This window comes from Amnibacterium soli, assembly GCF_039544415.1.
Classification (GTDB): Bacteria; Actinomycetota; Actinomycetes; order Actinomycetales; family Microbacteriaceae; genus Amnibacterium; species Amnibacterium soli.
In genome coordinates, this window is record NZ_BAABLP010000002.1 from 473,486 (window position 1) to 490,281 (window position 16,796).

Here is a 16,796-nt window from a genome sequence, read left to right on the forward strand (position 1 = left end):
CGTCGCCGCCGGCGGCCGGGGCGCGGTCGGCATGATCGCCGGGTGCGGCGGCGGTGGACGGTCCAGGCGGTGTTCCTGGGCGTGATCCTGCTGCTCGCCGGCGTGGTCGGCGTGCAGCTCGCCGCCGCCCTGCCGGACGAGCCGGTGGCGAAGCCCGCCCCGACGCCGGTGAACTGGGCGACGGTGCGCCCGGGCGCCGACGCGAGCTGGCCCGCCTGCACGCCGCCGCACGGCACGACGCGCACGCTGCCGCTCGCGAGCCGCCCGGCCTTCGTCGTCGTCGGCGTGAACGACGGACTTCCCGGCACCGTCAGCGCGTGCATCGAGCGGGAGTTCGAGTGGGCGGACACGACGACCGGCGGGTCGTCGCAGCCCCGTCTGGCCTACTACGTGATGGCGGCCGACCCGTGGACGAAGGCGCAGCTGAAGTGGGTGGAGCACCCCGACTGGCCGACGGGCGACACCGTCGACGGCGTCCGCGTGCCGGTTCCCACCGCGTTCGCCTCCACCGCCTCGGGCACGACCTGCACCGGCGGCCGTGCGGAGCGCGCCTGCGCGTACGTCTACGGCTGGAAGATGGCGCATCACGCCGCCGCGATCCCCGGCCTGCGCGACCCGGCGCACTCTCGGTTCTGGATCGACGTGGAGGCCGAGCGCACCTGGGGCGACGACCAGCGCTTCAACCAGGCGGTCGTCGAGGGCATGGTCGCCGCCTTCACCCTGCCGAGGAGCAGGGGCGGCATCGGCACGACGACCGGCGTCTACTCCGACCACTCGGAGTGGGCGCGGATCATCGGGCGGCTCCGGAAGGGCAGCACCCTCGACCGGCTCGACCAGTGGCTGGCGATCGGCCCGGCGAGCAAGGCGGAGGCCGTCGACGCGCTGCTGCACGACTGGCCCCTGACCGCGAACGGCCGCGTCCGCATGGTGCAGTGGGTCGACGGCCCGCTGGACCGCGACATCGCGCGACCGGCCGGCGGCTGACCGCACGACGCGCGGCACCCGTGGAGACGCGCGGGAGGCATGCTGACCGCGCGCCGCCGCAGCGACCGCGCGACGCGGGTCAGGCCGCGGTGCCCAGCCGCTCGCGGAGGAACGCGACGACGCGCTCCCGCGCCTCGAAGGCGGGCTGGCCGGGCCGCTCCCGCACCTCGTTCGTCAGCACGGAGTGCGCCGAGCGGGAGAAGCCGCCGGGGTTGCCGGGCGACGAGTCGAGCTCGAGCACCTCGAACGCGCCGCCGAGCGCGCGCCGCACCGACTCGAACCGCGCCCGCGGCACGGCGGCGTCCTCGCTGAAGCGCAGGCCCAGGGCGCACACCTCCCCGCGCTCCGCCCGCGCCGCGACGACGCCGAGGTCCGCCTCCGACAGGCCGGGGTTCGCCGCCCGTGCGCGGCCGACCGCGAAGGGCACGCCCGGCTGGCTCAGCACGGCGGCGAGCACGGCGCCCTCCACCGCGGCGGCGAGGGCGAACCCGCCGGTGAAGCACATCCCGATGACGCCGACGCCCGGACCCGGCGTGCGGCCGTCGAGGTCGACGGCGAGGGCGCGGAGCCAGTCGGAGAACGGCCGGCGCACGTCGGTGGCGAAGGCGCGGAACTCCCGGGACACGCAGAGCCGGGGCAGCACCTGCAGCACGGCGCCGACGCTCGGCTCGCGGCCGGGCGTGCCGAACGGCGAGGGCACGGCGACGGTGAAGCCCGCGTCGACGAGGTGGTCGGCGAGGCCGAGCACCTGCGGGGTGAGCCCCGGCACCTCGGGCACGAGCACGACGCCTGGGCCCGAGCCGCGCTCGTAGACGTCGTGCGTCAGTCCTGCGGAGGAGAAGGGTGCGACGGCCCAGCCGTCGAGGGTGCCGACCGGGGCGGTGTCCGTCATGGCGGGAGTATGCGGCACGGCCGATCGACGCTCCCCTACGGTGGATCGGTGCCCGCCGCCGAGTTCCTCGTCCGCGCCGTGCTGTTCGACATGGACGGCACGCTGATCGACTCCACGCCGGCGGTGGACCGCGCCTGGGCGGTCTGGGAGCAGCGGTGGGACGTGCGCCTCGGGGTCCGCGCGTCCGAGCTCGGCCGGCCGGCGCGCGACATCGTCGCCGAGCGCGTACCCGCTGCGGACGCGGCGGCGGCGTTCCTCGACATCGAGCGGCTCGAGGTCGCGGACACCGCGGGCATCGTCGTGCTGCCGGGCGTGCGCGCGCTGCTCGACGCCCTGCCGGTCGACCGCTGGGCGGTCGCGACGTCGTGCAGCGCCCCGCTGGCAGCCGCGCGGCTCGCGGCGACCGGCATCGAGCCGCCCGTGCTCGTGACCGCCTCCGACACGGCGCTCGGCAAGCCGAACCCCGACCCGTACCTCGCCGCCGCCGAGCGGCTCGGCGTCGCCCCCAGGACTGCCTCGTCGTCGAGGACGCGGTGGCGGGCGTCACCGCCGGCCGTGCCGCGGGGTGCGCGACGCTCGGGGTGCTCGGCTCCGTGCCGGCGGAGACCCTCGGCGCCGACGCCGTGGCCGCGGACCTCGCCGCGGTGCGGGTGGAGCGGGTGGGCGACCTGCTGAAGGTCTCGGTCGATCAGCCGGCGGTGGAGCCGGACCGGAAGATGTCGCGGACCTGACCGAGCAGCGCGATGAGGCGCTCCTCCTCGTGCTGCGGGATGGTGTCGAGCAGCGCGTCGAGGTCCGCGCGCACGGCGCCCACGATCTCCTCGAGGCGTCGTGAGGCGTCGTCCGTCAGCGCGAGGCGTCGCACGCGGGCGTCGGAGGGGTGCGGCACGCGGTGCACGAGGCCCGCGTGCGTCAACCGGTGCACGATCTCCGTCGCGCTGCCGGAGCTGACGCCGAACCGGCCGACGATGTCGCCGACCCGGGTGCTGCCGCCGCGGCGCTGCACGCGGTCGAGGTACTGCAGCACGGCGAAGTCGGTGTTGTTCACGCCGAGCTCGACACGGACGCGCTGATCGAGCGCCTTCTCCGCGTCCTCGACGGCGTCGACCGCGGCGACCAGCGCCTGGGCGGTCCCGCTCGCCACCCGGTGCGGCGGCTGCTCGTCCTGCATGGGCGCTCCCTGCGTCGGCCACCGCCCGCGCCACCGGTGGAGGCGCTGAAGAAGCGGACCGGCCTGACGACGCTACTCCTGCCCCGCCGCGCCCGCACCCGCCTGCGCAGTCCCGCGGATCAGGCCGCGCGCCGCCAGCGGGCGCGCTCGTCGGTCGCCGAGGTGCGGCACGTCATCGCGGTGCCCGCGGCGGTCCTGCCGGTCGCGCCGGCCGGAGCGCAGAGCGCGCCGGGGTGCACGACCGCGGCCTTCAAGGGCGCCGGCGTCGAGGACGCCGTCGCGACGGGGAGGCGCTGGTCGGGGCAGCGGGCGAGGACTCGCTGCATCGCCGCCTTCTCCGCCTTCGTGACCCACAGCGAGTAGGCGCGCTTCACCGCGATCTGGTGCGCGACGTAGGTGCAGCGGAACGACTTGACCGGCGGCAGCCAGGTGGCCGCGTCGCCGTCGCTCTTGCGCGTGTTCGTGGGCCCGTCGACGGCGAACAGGTTCACCGGGTCGTTGGCGAGGGCGGTGCGCTGCGTCTTCGTCAGCCGCTGCGCGCCGGTGCGCCAGGCGTCGGCGAGCGGCACGACGTGGTCGATCTGCACGGCCTCGCTGGTGCGCTCGCCCCGCACGAAGTGGATCGTCGTGCCCGTGTACGGGTCGTGCAGCACGCCGCTGCGGACCTTGCAGGATCCGCCGGTCACCTGCGTCAGGTCGCGGCGCAGCACGTCGTCGCGCGTGTCGCAGCCGTTGCGGTCGACGTCGGCCCACGCCTTGCCGAACCGCTCGACCCGCTGGTAGCCGGTCATCGGCGCCCGGCCCTTGACGGCGAGCGCGTCGAGCGCTGCGGACGCGGACGGAGCGGACGCGGTGGGCTTCGGCGTCGGTGCGGCGGCGACGGAGAGCGAGGCGCTGCCGGCGCCGCCGTCGACGGCGGGCAGCGCGGGTGCGGCGAAGGCGGTGCCGCCGAGCAGCATGCCCGCGCCGCCCACGGCGAGCACCGCGATGGTGCCGCGGCGGGCACGGCGTCCCGTGCCGCGCATCAGCAGGGCAAGGCCCCACAGCACGGCGAGCAGTCCGACCACGGCGAGGAACGGGGCGATGGAGCCGGAGAACACGCATCGGACTCTAGGAAGGACGCGGTCGAGCCTCCGGTCCCCACGCGGGACTGCACGGATCCCCGCTCCCCCCGGAACGGGGGGGGCGTCGGGCGTCAGCCGTAGGGCTGCCAGGACTGCCACGCGGCGCGCACGCCGCCCCGGGCGTCCTCCTCGAGCCGATCGACCCGGTCGAAGACCCACGTGCGGCGGCGCTGCCCGTCGAAGGCCGGCCACCACTCGGGCATCGCGCCGGTGCGCGCGAACCGCAGCCACGCGCCCGCCATCCGCCCCGTGAGGGCCCGGCCCGCGCGGTCGCCGCCCAGCAGCGTCGCGACCCGCCGGGTCGCGCTCGTCCCGCGCGACATCACGTGGTCCAGCTCCGAGCCGTGCGCCGCGCCGAGGCCGATCGCCCGCATCGCGAGCGGCGCGAAGTCGAACCGGTACATCCAGACCGGCGCGCGCTCGGCGTGCCCGACGGCCGCCTCGAGCGCGGGCGCCCAGAACATCAGGTCGGTGACGAACCGCTCCATGGCGCGTGCGCCCCGGCCGCCGCCGTACTCCGCGAGCACCGGATCCCTCGCCTCCGGCACCGTGGCGTCGAACAGGCGCTCCATGCGCACCGGCGTGGCCCGCAGGCCGCGGATGCGCTGGAAGAGGGAGCCCTCGTCCGCGTTCGTGCCGATCACGAGCGGCAGCGGCAGCGCCGCCCCGCGCCGCAGCACGTCGATCGGGTAGTCGGGCAGCAGGTCGCCGTCGACCACGGGTCCGACCACGCGGGCGGCCGGGGTGCGGTCGGACACGGCGAGGTCGAGGCGGGTCGTGGCCGCGATCAGGTCGGCCGGCTCGATCGTGCGGAGGGAGGAGGCGCCGCCCGGCAGCGCCTCGACGAGCTCGGCGGCCCACTCCTGCGAGCGGGTGCGCCCGTGCACGGACGCGATGGTGGGGCTCTCCGCGATGACTCGGGCGAAGAGGCCCGCCGCCGCCGGCATGGCGAGCAGCGTGAGCACGCTGGTGGCGCCCGCGGACTCGCCGAACAGCGTGACGTCGTCCGGGTCGCCGCCGAAGGCCGCGATGTTGTCCTGCACCCAGCGCAGGGCGGCGAGCTGATCGCGCAGGCCGACGTTCGTCTCGATCGGGTCCTGCTCGGTGCCGTAGGCGGAGAGGTCCAGCCAGCCGAGGGCGCCGACGCGGTAGTTGAAGCCGACGACGATCACGTCGCCCGCCGCGGCGAGGGTCTCCCCGCGGTAGGCGGAGGCGGTCGCGCCGCCGATCCCGAAGGCGCCGCCGTAGACGAACACCATCACCGGCTTCGGCTCGTCGCCGGTGCTGCGGCGCGCGATCGTCAGGGTCAGGCAGTCCTCCGACATCGGGGTGCGCGGACCGGCGCCGAGCAGCGTGTTCGTGCGGGGCTGCAGCGGCAGCGGGCCGTTCCGCGTGGTGTCGCGCACGCCCGCCCAGGGCTCGAGCGGCTGCGGCGCGCGGAACCGCAGGCGTCCGACCGGCGGCGCCGCGAACGGCACGCCCCGCCACACCGTCAGCCCGCCCTCGCGGTGCCCGCGCACGCGCCCCGCCGCCGTGGGGACGATCACGTCCACCGCCTCCGCCGCCCCCGCCACGGCGACCGGTCTACAAGACGGGTGCTCCGAGGACGCCGACACCCGGCGCGCTCCTGGATCACGGGGGCCTCGCCGACCGTCCCGCCGGAGCCGCTCGGCGACATGCCGCGGCGGCTGCGGCGACACCCCCTCGACGGGGGCGACGCTGATGCGGTGCAGATCGCGAAGCGTCTCGGGATCGTCGCGCTGATCGCGGCGGCGCTCCCCCTCACCGCCTGCTCCGCCGGACCGGTCGCGCAGGCCGAGCAGGCCCGCGTCGTCGTCCAGGTCGCGCCGTCCGCGCACCCGGAGGCCTACGACGTCCACCTGGCGCAGGCCCGCGCCGGGTTCCGGTCCGTCTTCACCCTCCGCTCCGGGCAGACCCGGACGGTCGCCGTGCCGGCGGGCTGGGTCACCGTGCGCGTCGCGGGGCTCTGCATCGTGCCGACGCCGGCGTCGGGCACCACCACCGTCCGCGTCGAGCGCACGGCCTGCCGCGTCGCCTGACCGCCGCGCGGTCAGCTCGCGTCGAGCAGCGCCGCGTCCGTCTCCGCTGGTGCCGTCGGCACCACGACCACCGGACGGTACTGCCGGTGCGCCAGGCGCAGCGCGACGGAACCGGTGAAGACGTTCCGCAGCGCCCCGCGGAGGCCGCCGGGGCGGGCGCCGACCACGATCATCAGGGCGTCCACCTCGTCGGCGACGTGCATCAGGGCGTCGGCGGCCACGCCGATCAGCTCGCGCATCGACCAGCGGACCCCGCGCGGGTCGAGCAGGCCGCCGATCTCGGCGAGCCGCTCCTCCGAGAACATCGGCGCGCTGTCCGCGAGGTCGGGGTCGATCGGCGCCGTCAGCAGCGTGCCGTCCGGCATCTCCTGGTAGGCGTAGCGCGTGGCGTCGACGGCGACGCAGACGAGCTCGGCGTCGAAGGCCCGCGCGTACTCCCCCGCCGCCTGCAGCACCCACAGGGGCTGGTCGGGCAGGATCCCGACCACGACGGTGCGTGCGGACCCGGGGCGCTGCTCAGGCATGGGGAGACCTCCTGCCCGGATCATCCGCCCGGACGGCACCGCGGTTCAAGCCCCCGCCGACGCGCCCGCGCGCTTCCAGGCCCGTCGCAGCGCCCTGTGCGACGCTCGACGCTGGACGTCGCCACGGACCCGACCGTGCGCGCACCGCGTGCACGCTGCGGACCGACCGGGAGCGACGCCGTCCGACGAGCGGCCTGAAGGAGACGGCGTCCACGTGTCCGTCGAGGTGATCGTGCTCGTGGTGCTGCTGGTGCTGGCGCTCGCCGGCGCGGTGGCGGGCGTGGTCGCGGTGGCGCGGCGGTCCGGGGAACGACCGGTCGGCATCGAGGCGAACCCGATGGTCCCGCGCGTCTCCGCGGAGGTCCACGCGGGCGAGGAGCAGGTGCTCATCCACGTCGCCCGCTGGCTGATGCTGCCGACCGGGCGCGACGACGTCGCCTACGGCGAGATCTACCTCGTCGGATCCGCCGGCATGACGATGAAGATCGCCTCGCGGTCCGAGATCGGCCGCGGCTTCGACGCCGAGGTGCGGGTGCACCGCACGAGGCGGGCCTCCCTCGCCGAGTACTACGTCCTGCGGCTGCCGGGCGACGAGTCGCTGCACGAGCGGATCCTCGCGCTCGACGACCGCATCGCGGCCGCGCTGCACGACCTCGACCCGCAGGCGCACGTCCGCCGCTCCGCAGGCTGATCGCGAGGGGTCAGGAGTCGCGCGAGAACAGCGCGCGGCGCACCGCCCGGCGCAGGTCGACCTCGTGCCCGACGAGCCCGGCGAGGTCCACGAGCACCGCCGCCTCCTCCGAGCCGAACCGCCGGGGCAGCGCGTCGAGCACGGCGAGCACGCCGACGCGGGCTCCGGAGCCGTCGAGGATCGGCTGCACCGCCATCGAGCGCACGGGAGCCTGCTGCACCGCCCCTGCCGTGCACGGATCGGTGTGCACGTCCTCGACCGTCCAGCCGTCGGCTCGGTCGACCTGCAGCGCACGCAGCGCGAGCGCCGCCAGCTCGGCGCGGTGCGCGTCGGGCACGAACGCCGCCGCCTCCTCGCGCGGGTCCCCGAGCACGACGAAGGCGGAGGGCACCCGCAGCAGCCGGGCCGCGATCCCGGTGATCCGCGTGAACTCGCGGTCGGGCGGCGCCTCCGCGATGGCCTGACGGGGCGGCGGCGGCGGTGCCGCGGGGGCGACGGGCGCGCTGCCGCTCGCGATCTGCTCGGCCGCCGCGCGCTCGAACTCGGCTCGCGCGTCCTCGAGGGGCATGCGGTCGCCGACCGAGCGCCGCGTCATGCCGGCGAGCACGGCGGCGAGCCGCGGCGGCAGCGAGGCCGGGATCTCAGGGGTCTGCGTCAGTCGGGCGAACGCCGACTCCAGCACCGTCCCCGGGAAGGACACGCGGCCCGTCGCCGCCTGCAGCAGCACGAGGCCCAGGGAGTAGACGTCGGAGGCGCCGACGAGCGGGCCGCCCTCCACCTGCTCCGGGCTCAGGTAGGCGGCGGTGCCCACCGTGAACTCGCCGTCGTCCGAGTGGGAGCCGAGCACCGTCGCGATGCCGAAGTCGGAGAGCTTGCCGCGCAGCCGCCGATCGCTCCGCCGGCCGGACAGCAGGACGTTCGCGGGCTTAATGTCCCGGTGCAGCCAGCCGCGCTCGTGCACGTAGAGCAGCGCGTCGCAGAGGTCGAGCCCGAGGTAGGTCACCTGCATCGGCGACAGCGCGCCGCTGCGGAGGCGCTGCCCCAGGTCGGGTCCGTCGACCCGCTCCATCACGAGGTAGATGTGCGGCTGCGCGGGGTCGGAGTCGTCGACGCCCGCGTCGAACAGGGTCACCAGCGCGTGGTGGCTGAGCCCCGCGAGCGTCTGCGCCTCCTGCTGCTGCTCGCGCAGCACGCGCGCGGAGTCGGTGGGCGCGGTGAACACCTTCACGGCGACCGACCGGTTCAGCAGGGTGTCGTGGGCCGCGTAGACCACCGCGGTGCCGCCGCGGCCGATCAGGTGCTCGATCCGGTACCGCTCCGGCAGCACCACCCGGGCCCCGACGCCGTCCGCGGACGCCATGGTCATCGGGCGGCCCTGGCAGGCGGTCGCGTCACCCCGGAAGCGTACCGAAGGCTCCCGACGGGGACCTCGTGCCGGCTCAGCGCGGGTCCGATCCGCGCAGGGCGGCGGCCCGCTCCCCCTCCGACTGCCGCAGCTGGTCGATCCAGATGCTCTCGGGGTGCACGTCGTCCGCGGCGACCACGTCGGAGGCGGTGCGGATCCGCGCGACCCGCAGCAGCAGCAGGCCGAACGCCACCTTCGTCACGATGTCGGCGCCCGACATGAGCAGGTGCTCGGTGACGGTCCACGCGCCGCCCGACACGATGCCCTGCAGCCCGTAGGTCGCCGGGTAGACGAACCACACGACGAGCAGCACGACCATCGCGGTGGTCATCGGCGCCCGCGCGGCCGCCGGCAGCACGGGCAGCGACCGCAGCACCACGACGATGATCACCGCGTAGACGACCGCGAAGCAGACGGCGGAGGCGACCCCGAGCCAGAGCAGCGCACGGAAGTCGGCGCCGCTGCCGATGACGACGCCGCCCAGGAAGCCGAGCGTCACCATCAGCGCCGCGGCGCCGCCGCCGACCAGTCGGGCGCGGGAGGCGGCGCGACCGGTCACCGCCGACACGGCGACGATCTCGACGACGAGCAGCGGCACGCTGACGGTCCAGTCCAGGTAGCGCGCGGTCCAGGTGCCGATCGCCTCCGGCTGGGGCACCCACACGCCGCCGCGCCGCACGTAGCCGCCCTGCAGCTCGAGGGCGAGCAGCACGTAGGACAGGAAGGCGACGGCGGACACCGCGACGCTCGCGTGCACCATCGGCCGGTAGCGGTCGCCGACCTCGCGCCGCGCCGACCACATGCGGGTCAGCATGGCGATCAGGCTCATCGCCGCGACGGCGACGCCGTACTCGATCAGCACGTGCTCGCCGTCGGTCAGGGGCACGGTCCACGGGGGCTGGACGTCGCGGATCGGCACGCTCCAGGGTCCCACGAGCGGCGCGACCCGTGCCGGAGGCGGTCGCTGCGCCAGGATCGACGCCATGACGACCTCCTGGCGCATGCCCGCGGAGACCGCGCCCCACGAGCGGCTGTGGATGGCGTTCCCCCGGCCGAACGAGACGTTCGGCGACGGGGAGGAGGAGTCGGCCGCCTGGGCCGAGGTGGCCAACGCCGCGGCGGCGTTCGAGTCCGTCACGATGCTCGTCGACCCGGTCGCCCGGGCGACGGCGACGCGGCTGCTCGACGGCGCGATCGAGGTCGTGGAGACGCCGCTCGACGACGCCTGGCTGCGCGACTCCGGCCCGACCTTCGTGCTCGACGAGGCGGGGCGGCTCGGGGCCGTCGACTGGGTCTTCAACGGCTGGGGCGGTCATGACTGGGCGGCGTGGGACCGCGACGCCCTGGTGGGCGCCGCCGTGGGTGCGGCGGCCGGCGCCGAGGTCCTGCCGTCGCTGCTCGTGAACGAGGGCGGCGGGATCCACGTCGACGGCGAGGGCACCGTCCTGCTCACGGAGACGGTGCAGCTCGACCCGCGGCGCAACCCGTGGGCGGACCGGGCGCGGGTGGAGGCGGAGCTCGCCCGCACGATCGGCGCCACGCACGCGGTCTGGCTGCCGCGCGGCCTCACGCGCGACTACGGGCGGTACGGCACGAGCGGCCATGTCGACATCTGCGCGACGATCCCCTCCCCCGGCCGCGTGCTGCTGCACGAGCAGCGCGATCCCGCCCACCCGGACCACGCGGTGTCGGCGCAGCTGCGACGGGCGCTGGAGGAGGCCGTCGACGCGGCCGGGCGGCCGTTCGAGATCGTGCCGCTGCCCGCGCCCGGGACCCTCCGCGACGCGGAGGGCTTCGTCGACTGGTCCTACGTGAACCACGTGGTCGTGAACGACGGGGTGGTCGCCTGCTCGTTCGGCGACGCCCGGGCCGACGCCGCGGCGCGCGACGTGCTCGCTGAGGCGTACCCGGGCCGGCGCGTGGTGTCCGTCGACGCCCGCGCGATCTTCGCGTGCGGCGGCGGGATCCACTGCATCACGCAGCAGCAGCCCCGGACACCGCCCGTGGAGGCGTCCGCCACGCCGGGGACGGTCCGATCCGACCCGTTCCGGGGCTGACGCGGAGGGAGGCGTGGGGAAGAATGGGGCGGTGCCCGCCCTGCCCTCCCTCCGCCTCCGTGGCTGAGCGCGATCCCGGGCCGGGCGACGTCCTCGCCGGCCGATACGAGATCCGCGGGGAGCTGGGCCGAGGCGGCATGGCCACCGTGTACCGGGGGCTCGACCGCCGGCTGCAGCGCCCGGTCGCGATCAAGGTGTTCCGCGGCGGCTTCGCCGAGGCGGTCGACCCGCAGCGCACCACGCAGGAGATGCGGCTGCTCGCGGCCGTGAACCACCCGTCCGTCGTCGCCGTGCTCGACGCGTCGAACGGCGACGGCGTCTTCGGCGCCTTCCTGGTGATGGAGCTGGTGGTCGGCGCCGACCTCGGCGCGCTGCTGCACCGCGCACGCGGTCCGCTGGCGGCCGACTTCGCGCGTCGCATCGTCGCCGACGTCGCGGGAGCCCTCGCCGCCCTGCACGCGCAGGGCGTGGTGCACCGCGACGTGAAGCCCGCGAACATCCTCGTGCCCGAGGCCGCGAACTCCTCCTCCCTCGTCGCCGCGAAGCTCACCGACTTCGGCATCGCCCAGCTCGTGGACGGCGCGCGCCTGACCGGCCCCGACTCGATCCTCGGCACCGCCGCCTACCTCAGCCCCGAGCAGGTCCGCGGTGCGGCACCGAGGCCCGCGAGCGACGTGTACTCGCTGGGCCTCGTGCTGCTCGAGGCGCTGACGGGCAGGCGGGCCTTCCCCGGCGCTGCCGCGGAGGCCGCGATGGCCCGCCTGCAGCGCCCGCCCGCGCTGCCGGAGGACGCCTCCCCCGCCCTGGCCGAGCTGCTGTCGCGCATGACCGCGCTCGACCCGGCGCATCGGCCCGGCGCCGCCGATGTCGCCTCCGCCCTGCGGGAGCAGCTCGTCGGCCGGGTCACCGCGCCCGATGCGGCGCAGACCGCGCCGACGCCGATCGCGGGCGTGGCCGCCGCGGTGCCGCCGGTGCCGCACCCCGACGCCACCGCGCCGCAGGAGCCGTTCTTCACCCCCGGCCGCGGCATGCCGGTCAGCGGGCGCATCGCGACCACGACGACCGCGACCGCGGCGCCGAAGGAGCGCCGCCGCTTCCCGACCGTGCTCGCCGTCGCCGCGACGGTGCTCGCCGCCTCGGTCGCGGGCGTCGCGATCTCGGCCGCGTCGAACCTGAACACCACGAAGGCGCAGACGAGCGACGTCGCCCAGGACGCCCCGTCGAAGGCCGTCGCTCCGGTGAAGCGGCCCAGCGCCGCTCCCGACGAGGACGTGCGCTACGACGCCCCGCGCCCCGTCGCCACCCGCTCGAGCACGCCGACCCCCACCCCGACGCCGACGACGCCCACGCCGACGCCGACCGCCACGGCGACCGCCGCACCCACGACGCCCGCGCCGAGCACGTCGGCGCCGGCCGCGCCGGCGCCCAGCACCGCGCCGAGCAGCCCGGCGGCGCCCGACCCCGCGCCGTCGGCCCCGGTCGAGGCGCCGAGCGCGCCCGCCGACAGCCCGGCGCCGACCGGGCCCGATCAGCAACTGGTCAGCGTCCCCGGCCTCTGACGCGCCCGCCCTGCCGCACCCCGACGGGTGCGGCAGGGATCAGCGGCGCAGGGCTCAGCCCGCGGATCCGCTCGAGGCGTGGATGACGACCTGGGTGTCCGCGGGCGCGGAGGACCCAGCAGCCGGCTCGGTCGAGACGACCTGCCCGGCCGGCAGGTCGGACGCCACGTCGTCGCCGTACGCCCACTTGTAACCGGCCTGCACCAGCGCCGCGGCGGCCGCGTCCTTCGTCATGCCCGAGGTGGCCGGCACGGTCCCGGTCGTCGCGGTCGGGGTCACCTGGGCCGCGCCGCCGTAGAGGTACTGCGGCTCCGGCGCGGTCCACGAGGTCGCCCCGCCGTAGTCCTTGTTCACCGCGGTCTGGATCTCCTTCCAGACGCAGTGGCGGTTGGTGGCCGCGTTGCCGTTGCCGCTCGTGTAGCACGGAGTCGGCAGCGTGGTCTTGCGGAGGCTCTGCGGGGCGTACCCGGCCTTCGTGCCGTTGTTGCCGATCCACACCGACGTGGTGACCTTGGAGGTGGAGCCGGTCATCCACGTGTCGATCGCGTCGTTCGTCGTGCCCGTCTTGCCGAACTCGTAGAGGCCGTCAGCCGTCTGGTCGCCGCTCGCGGTGCCGCCCGTGAACACGCCGCGCATGGCGTACACCGCGGCGTTCGCCACGGCCGGGTCGACGACCTGCTTGCAGGAGGTGGCGGGCACCTTCAGCTCGGAGCCATCGGTCCTGACGACCTTGTCGATCGCGACGGGGCTGCAGTACTTCCCCTCGTTCGCGATGCCCGCGTACGCCGCGGCGATCGACACCGGCGACACCGTGTACGTGCCGCCGATGATGAACGGCGCCTCCGTCGTCGGATTCGCGGTTCCCGTCACCGGCTTGACACCGAAGGCCTCGGCCATGTTCTGGATGTCGCACAGGTCGAGCTGCTGGGCCATGCGGACGAACGTGCCGTTGATCGACCGGGCGGTCCCGTTGAGCACGGTCTGCGTCCCACCCTCGTCACCGGTGTCGTTGCCGAAGGTGTACGGCTCCCCCGCGTACGGCTTCCCGCACGCGGTGAACTCCGAGACGGTGCCCGGGTTCGAGTCCACGGTCTGGTTCAAGGTGTGCCCGGTCTTCAGCCAGTCGAGCAGCGTGAAGACCTTGAACGTCGATCCCGGCTGCCAGCCGCCGCTGTTGCCGAGCGTGCGGTTCGCCGTGTAGTTGATCGAGGTCGCGCCCTTGTGCGGGGTGTAGCTGAAGTCCTTGTTGGTGACCATCGTCAGGATCCGCCCGGTCCCGACCTCCACCGACACCGCGGCGCCGCCGACGTTCCAGGTGACCGCGGACTTCGGCACGTACGTGCTCATGGCCTGCTTGGCCTTCTTCTCCGCCGCCAGGTCGAGCGTCGTGTAGATCTTCCAGCCGGAGCGCTCGAGGTTCGCCTGCCGGGTCGCCTCATCCTTGCCGAAGGCCTTGTCGGAGAGGACCGTGTTGTAGACGTAGTCGCAGAAGAAGCCGCTGATGCCCGCGGCCTCGCACCCGGTCTTCGACGGGGTGATCTTCGGAGCGATCGGCGTCGCGACGGCCTCGTCGTACTGGGCCTTCGTGATGAGCTCGTTCTTGAGCTCCACGCCGAGGATGTAGTCCCGACGCTCCTTGTTGTGCGCCCAGTTGTCCTTGACGTCGAGCCGCAGGTACTGCGGGTTGTTCACGGTCGCCATCAGGCTCGCGGCCTGCGCGATCGAGAGCTTCGCCGCGGTGGTGTCGAAGTAGTACTCGGCGGCCGACTCGATGCCGTAGACGCGCCCGCCGAACCCGGCGATGTTCAGGTACCCGAGCAGGATCTGGTCCTTGGAGTAGGACTTCTCCAACGCGATGGCGTACCGCGCCTCCTTCAGCTTGCGCCCGACCGACGGGTCGGTGCACACGGCGTACGCGGCGTTCACCTGCTCGGTGGTGGGCTTGTTCTCCGCCTCCTGCACGCAGACGTTCTTGACGTACTGCTGCGTGATGGTGGACGCGCCCTGCAGGTCCTTCCCCGTGAGGTTCGCGACCGTGGCCCGCACGATGCCCACGGGGTCGATGCCGCCGTGGTCGTAGAACCGCACGTCCTCACCGGCGAGCGCGGCGTTCTTCGCGACCTGGGAGATCTCGTCCCACTTCACGACCTGACGGTTCTGCGCGTAGAAGGAGGCGAGCAAGACGTCCTTGTCGCCGTCCTTCGCGTAGATCTGCGTCTTCTGGTCGAGGGCGGTGATCTTCAGGTCGCTCGGCAGCTCCTCGAACATGCCGATGCCGTTCTTCGCCGTCGTACCCGTGAGCGCGATCGCGGGCGTCACGGCGACGGCGACCATCACCCCGGCGATCACGGCGATGGCGAGCATGCCGAGGAAGGCGGTGAGGGCCGTTCCGGGTCGGGTGCGGGAAGGCATCCGGGAATCGTACGAAGTCCGTGCGGACCCGCCGGTCGTGACAGGCGGTCGGCGGGGATCCGATACGGACTTCACAGGGAAGCGGCGGGGCCGGTTCACGCCTCGGTGAGCAGCCGCTCGACCTCGGGCAGGCGCTCCTTGGGCATCAGCACCTGGCGGGGCAGCGAGCCGGTCGCGGGGCCGACGAAGTGCTGCTGCTCGAGGTCGGCGAGCAGCCGGCGGGCCCGGGAGTACGGCAGGTCGAGGTCGCGCTGCAGGCGGGCCGCGGAGGCGTACTGCGTCGACACGACCAGGCGCGCCGCGCGCGCGAAGTCGCGGTAGTCGTCGCCGAGCTCCTCCTTGAGGTGCTCGAGGTCGGTGCGGACCGGGTCCGCGACGACGAGGCGCGGCTCCGACTCGTCGGGGTCCTCGTCGGAGGTGAAGTACAGGACGTCGGGCTGCGCGTGCAGCACGGGCGCGGGCGCCAGCGCGTCCTCGGCGTCGTCCTCCGCCTCGGCGGGCTCCGCGGGCTCGGCGACGACGCTCGCGACCACGGGCTCGACGGCGGCAGGACGCTGCTTCGCCGGGCGGACCCGGGCGGGCCTGCTCCGCGCCGGGCGGACCTCCGCCGGGCGCAGGACCGGGCGCCGCTCGGCGACGGGGGCGACCTCGGCCACCGGCGCCTGCTCCGCCTCCTGCTCCTGCTCCTGCTCCTGCTCCGCTTCTTGCTCCTGCTCCTCGGCGGGTTCCGCGACGACGGCCGCCGGGCGCTCCTCGACCGGCTGCGGCGCCTGGAACAGCTCGATGCCCAGCTGCGCGGCCAGGTCCTCGTCGGCCGGCAGGGCCCGCTCCGACACCTGCATGCGCGCCCCGATCGCCAGCACGGCGACGATCCCGAGGCCCAGGCCGAGGGCGACGCCCGCGGGCCAGAACGCGTACAGGACGAACCCGGTCAGCACGACGGCGGCGAGCAGCACGAGCGCGACGGCGGCGGGACGGGCGGCGGAGAGGGCTGAGGGCATGGGCGTTCCTCGGTTCGGGCGCGCTCCGAGGTCGGGCGGAGACGCTCAGCGACCACGCGACACGAAGGGCGACGTCTTCGGCGTGGGCGACGACGGGCCGTCGTCACAACGGTGTCATTCTTCCCGAAGGAGCCGCCTCGGAACCGAGTGCTCAGCGGTCTCTTGGACTTCCGGCGGCGCGTCGTTACCGCTTCGATACGGAACTGCCCCGGAACCTCCGGGCCGCCTCGCGAACCGTTGTGCGCGGTGCTGCGGGACGCACCCGGAGGAGTCCGCTCAGGCCGGCATGAGGGCTTCGAGCTCGGCGGCGCGGTCGCGGGTCAGCCGCACCACGCGGGGGCGGCTGCCACGGGACGGGCCCACGAAGCCCTCGCGCTCGAGGCGCCCCATCACGTGCTGCGCGGCGGCCGTGCTGATGCGCAGCTCGCGCTGCAGCCCGGCGACCGAGGCCCACTGCGCGCGGGTCACGAGCACGGCGGCGCGGCGGAAGACGTGCCAGTCGTCGCCCAGCTCGGCGCGGAGGCGGTCGAGGTCCTCGCGGAGCTCCTCCTCCACGGACGCGTCGGGCAGGCCGTCGACGGAGTCGGCGAACGCGTGCGCCTGCATCGCCCGGCCGACGTGCAGCACGGCGAGGGTGCCGGCCACGAGCCCGATCACCACGCCGGCGGGCCACCAGGCCCAGAAGCCGACGAGGATCGCGGCGAACACCCCGGCACCGCTGAGGGCCAGCGTGCGCAGCCGCCGCTCGGCGGCCTCGTCCGTCGCCGGGCCCGCGTCGACCTCGTCGACCAGGTCCGCGACCGGCGCCGCCGACGTCCGTTGCTCCAGCATCACCATGTCGTCGAGGCTCCTTCGTCGCCGGCTCGTCCGGCCCCACGAGCATGCGCGGGAGGCGCGGCGACGGCGGCGAGGGACG

At 75.0% G+C, this 16,796-nt stretch carries 16 protein-coding genes; 6 read left to right on the plus strand and 10 right to left on the minus strand.

Annotation, left to right across the window (positions count from 1 at the left end; all coding sequences use genetic code 11):
• Positions 1 to 42: 42 nt before the first annotated feature.
• Positions 43 to 984 (plus strand): glycoside hydrolase family 25 domain-containing protein, encoded by a 942-nt coding sequence (locus ABEA53_RS06240; protein ID WP_345480171.1) that lies wholly within the window; start codon positions 43 to 45, stop codon positions 982 to 984.
• 79 nt (positions 985 to 1,063) lie between these two features.
• Here ABEA53_RS06240 and ABEA53_RS06245 read toward each other — a convergent pair whose 3' ends face one another.
• Positions 1,064 to 1,876, minus strand: coding sequence for a dienelactone hydrolase family protein (locus ABEA53_RS06245; RefSeq protein WP_345480172.1), 813 nt, complete (start codon positions 1,874 to 1,876; stop codon positions 1,064 to 1,066).
• Between the two features lie 48 nt (positions 1,877 to 1,924).
• Here ABEA53_RS06245 and ABEA53_RS06250 point away from each other — a divergent pair, with 48 nt between their 5' ends.
• Positions 1,925 to 2,551 (plus strand): HAD-IA family hydrolase, encoded by a 627-nt coding sequence (locus tag ABEA53_RS06250; RefSeq protein ID WP_345480174.1) that lies wholly within the window; start codon positions 1,925 to 1,927, stop codon positions 2,549 to 2,551.
• A 13-nt stretch (positions 2,552 to 2,564) separates the two neighbouring features.
• Here ABEA53_RS06250 and ABEA53_RS06255 read toward each other — a convergent pair whose 3' ends face one another.
• From ABEA53_RS06255 to ABEA53_RS06265, 3 genes are all read right to left on the minus strand, one after another.
• Positions 2,565 to 3,047: a MarR family winged helix-turn-helix transcriptional regulator gene (locus tag ABEA53_RS06255; protein WP_345480175.1), complete on the minus strand. Its 483-nt coding sequence runs from the start codon at positions 3,045 to 3,047 to the stop codon at positions 2,565 to 2,567.
• A gap of 119 nt (positions 3,048 to 3,166) precedes the next feature.
• Entirely contained in the window at positions 3,167 to 4,147 is a 981-nt protein-coding gene (locus tag ABEA53_RS06260) for an HNH endonuclease family protein (protein WP_345480176.1), read from the minus strand.
• 95 nt (positions 4,148 to 4,242) lie between these two features.
• Positions 4,243 to 5,787: a carboxylesterase/lipase family protein gene (locus tag ABEA53_RS06265; RefSeq protein ID WP_345480177.1), complete on the minus strand. Its 1,545-nt coding sequence runs from the start codon at positions 5,785 to 5,787 to the stop codon at positions 4,243 to 4,245.
• A gap of 111 nt (positions 5,788 to 5,898) precedes the next feature.
• Between ABEA53_RS06265 and ABEA53_RS06270 the strand changes: the two genes are divergently transcribed.
• Positions 5,899 to 6,231: a hypothetical protein gene (locus ABEA53_RS06270; protein ID WP_345480179.1), complete on the plus strand. Its 333-nt coding sequence runs from the start codon at positions 5,899 to 5,901 to the stop codon at positions 6,229 to 6,231.
• Between the two features lie 11 nt (positions 6,232 to 6,242).
• On the opposite strand, the gene ABEA53_RS06275 is transcribed toward ABEA53_RS06270, so the two are convergent.
• On the minus strand, positions 6,243 to 6,755 hold the full coding sequence (locus ABEA53_RS06275; protein ID WP_345480180.1) for a universal stress protein: 513 nt from the start codon (positions 6,753 to 6,755) through the stop codon (positions 6,243 to 6,245).
• 214 nt (positions 6,756 to 6,969) lie between these two features.
• On the opposite strand from ABEA53_RS06275, the gene ABEA53_RS06280 reads away from it, so the two are divergent.
• On the plus strand, positions 6,970 to 7,446 hold the full coding sequence (locus tag ABEA53_RS06280; RefSeq protein WP_345480181.1) for a hypothetical protein: 477 nt from the start codon (positions 6,970 to 6,972) through the stop codon (positions 7,444 to 7,446).
• 10 nt (positions 7,447 to 7,456) lie between these two features.
• Here ABEA53_RS06280 and ABEA53_RS06285 read toward each other — a convergent pair whose 3' ends face one another.
• A complete protein-coding gene (locus ABEA53_RS06285; protein ID WP_345480182.1) occupies positions 7,457 to 8,812 on the minus strand; it encodes a serine/threonine-protein kinase in 1,356 nt (451 codons plus the stop codon).
• 73 nt (positions 8,813 to 8,885) lie between these two features.
• Positions 8,886 to 9,836: a bacteriorhodopsin gene (locus ABEA53_RS06290; RefSeq protein ID WP_345480183.1), complete on the minus strand. Its 951-nt coding sequence runs from the start codon at positions 9,834 to 9,836 to the stop codon at positions 8,886 to 8,888.
• On the opposite strand from ABEA53_RS06290, the gene ABEA53_RS06295 reads away from it, so the two are divergent.
• Positions 9,835 to 10,908 (plus strand): agmatine deiminase family protein, encoded by a 1,074-nt coding sequence (locus ABEA53_RS06295; RefSeq protein ID WP_345480184.1) that lies wholly within the window; start codon positions 9,835 to 9,837, stop codon positions 10,906 to 10,908. The two genes, ABEA53_RS06290 and ABEA53_RS06295, sit on opposite strands and share 2 nt — an antisense overlap.
• Positions 10,909 to 10,967: 59 nt before the next feature.
• Positions 10,968 to 12,467, plus strand: coding sequence for a serine/threonine-protein kinase (locus tag ABEA53_RS06300; protein WP_345480185.1), 1,500 nt, complete (start codon positions 10,968 to 10,970; stop codon positions 12,465 to 12,467).
• Between the two features lie 54 nt (positions 12,468 to 12,521).
• Here ABEA53_RS06300 and ABEA53_RS06305 read toward each other — a convergent pair whose 3' ends face one another.
• The 3 genes from ABEA53_RS06305 to ABEA53_RS06315 form a co-directional block, all read right to left on the minus strand.
• Positions 12,522 to 14,879, minus strand: a complete 2,358-nt coding sequence (locus tag ABEA53_RS06305; RefSeq protein WP_345480186.1) for a transglycosylase domain-containing protein — start codon at positions 14,877 to 14,879, stop codon at positions 12,522 to 12,524.
• Between the two features lie 95 nt (positions 14,880 to 14,974).
• Positions 14,975 to 15,880 (minus strand): DNA translocase FtsK, encoded by a 906-nt coding sequence (locus ABEA53_RS06310; RefSeq protein ID WP_345480187.1) that lies wholly within the window; start codon positions 15,878 to 15,880, stop codon positions 14,975 to 14,977.
• Between the two features lie 276 nt (positions 15,881 to 16,156).
• Complete coding sequence (locus ABEA53_RS06315; protein WP_345480189.1) at positions 16,157 to 16,717, minus strand: DNA translocase FtsK; 561 nt, start codon at positions 16,715 to 16,717, stop codon at positions 16,157 to 16,159.
• Between the last annotated feature and the right edge of the window lie 79 nt (positions 16,718 to 16,796).

Bases quoted from the DNA above. Each gene is read 5' to 3' on its own strand.
- ABEA53_RS06245 (WP_345480172.1), bottom strand. From the start codon at position 1,876: ATGACGGACACCGCCCCGGTCGGCACCCTCGACGGCTGGGCCGTCGCA.
- ABEA53_RS06255 (WP_345480175.1), bottom strand. From the start codon at position 3,047: ATGCAGGACGAGCAGCCGCCGCACCGGGTGGCGAGCGGGACCGCCCAG.
- ABEA53_RS06275 (WP_345480180.1), bottom strand. From the start codon at position 6,755: ATGCCTGAGCAGCGCCCCGGGTCCGCACGCACCGTCGTGGTCGGGATC.
- ABEA53_RS06285 (WP_345480182.1), bottom strand. From the start codon at position 8,812: ATGACCATGGCGTCCGCGGACGGCGTCGGGGCCCGGGTGGTGCTGCCG.
- ABEA53_RS06295 (WP_345480184.1), top strand. From the start codon at position 9,835: ATGACGACCTCCTGGCGCATGCCCGCGGAGACCGCGCCCCACGAGCGG.
- ABEA53_RS06290 (WP_345480183.1), bottom strand. From the start codon at position 9,836: ATGGCGTCGATCCTGGCGCAGCGACCGCCTCCGGCACGGGTCGCGCCG.
- ABEA53_RS06305 (WP_345480186.1), bottom strand. From the start codon at position 14,879: ATGCCTTCCCGCACCCGACCCGGAACGGCCCTCACCGCCTTCCTCGGC.
- ABEA53_RS06310 (WP_345480187.1), bottom strand. From the start codon at position 15,880: ATGCCCTCAGCCCTCTCCGCCGCCCGTCCCGCCGCCGTCGCGCTCGTG.
- ABEA53_RS06315 (WP_345480189.1), bottom strand. From the start codon at position 16,717: ATGGTGATGCTGGAGCAACGGACGTCGGCGGCGCCGGTCGCGGACCTG.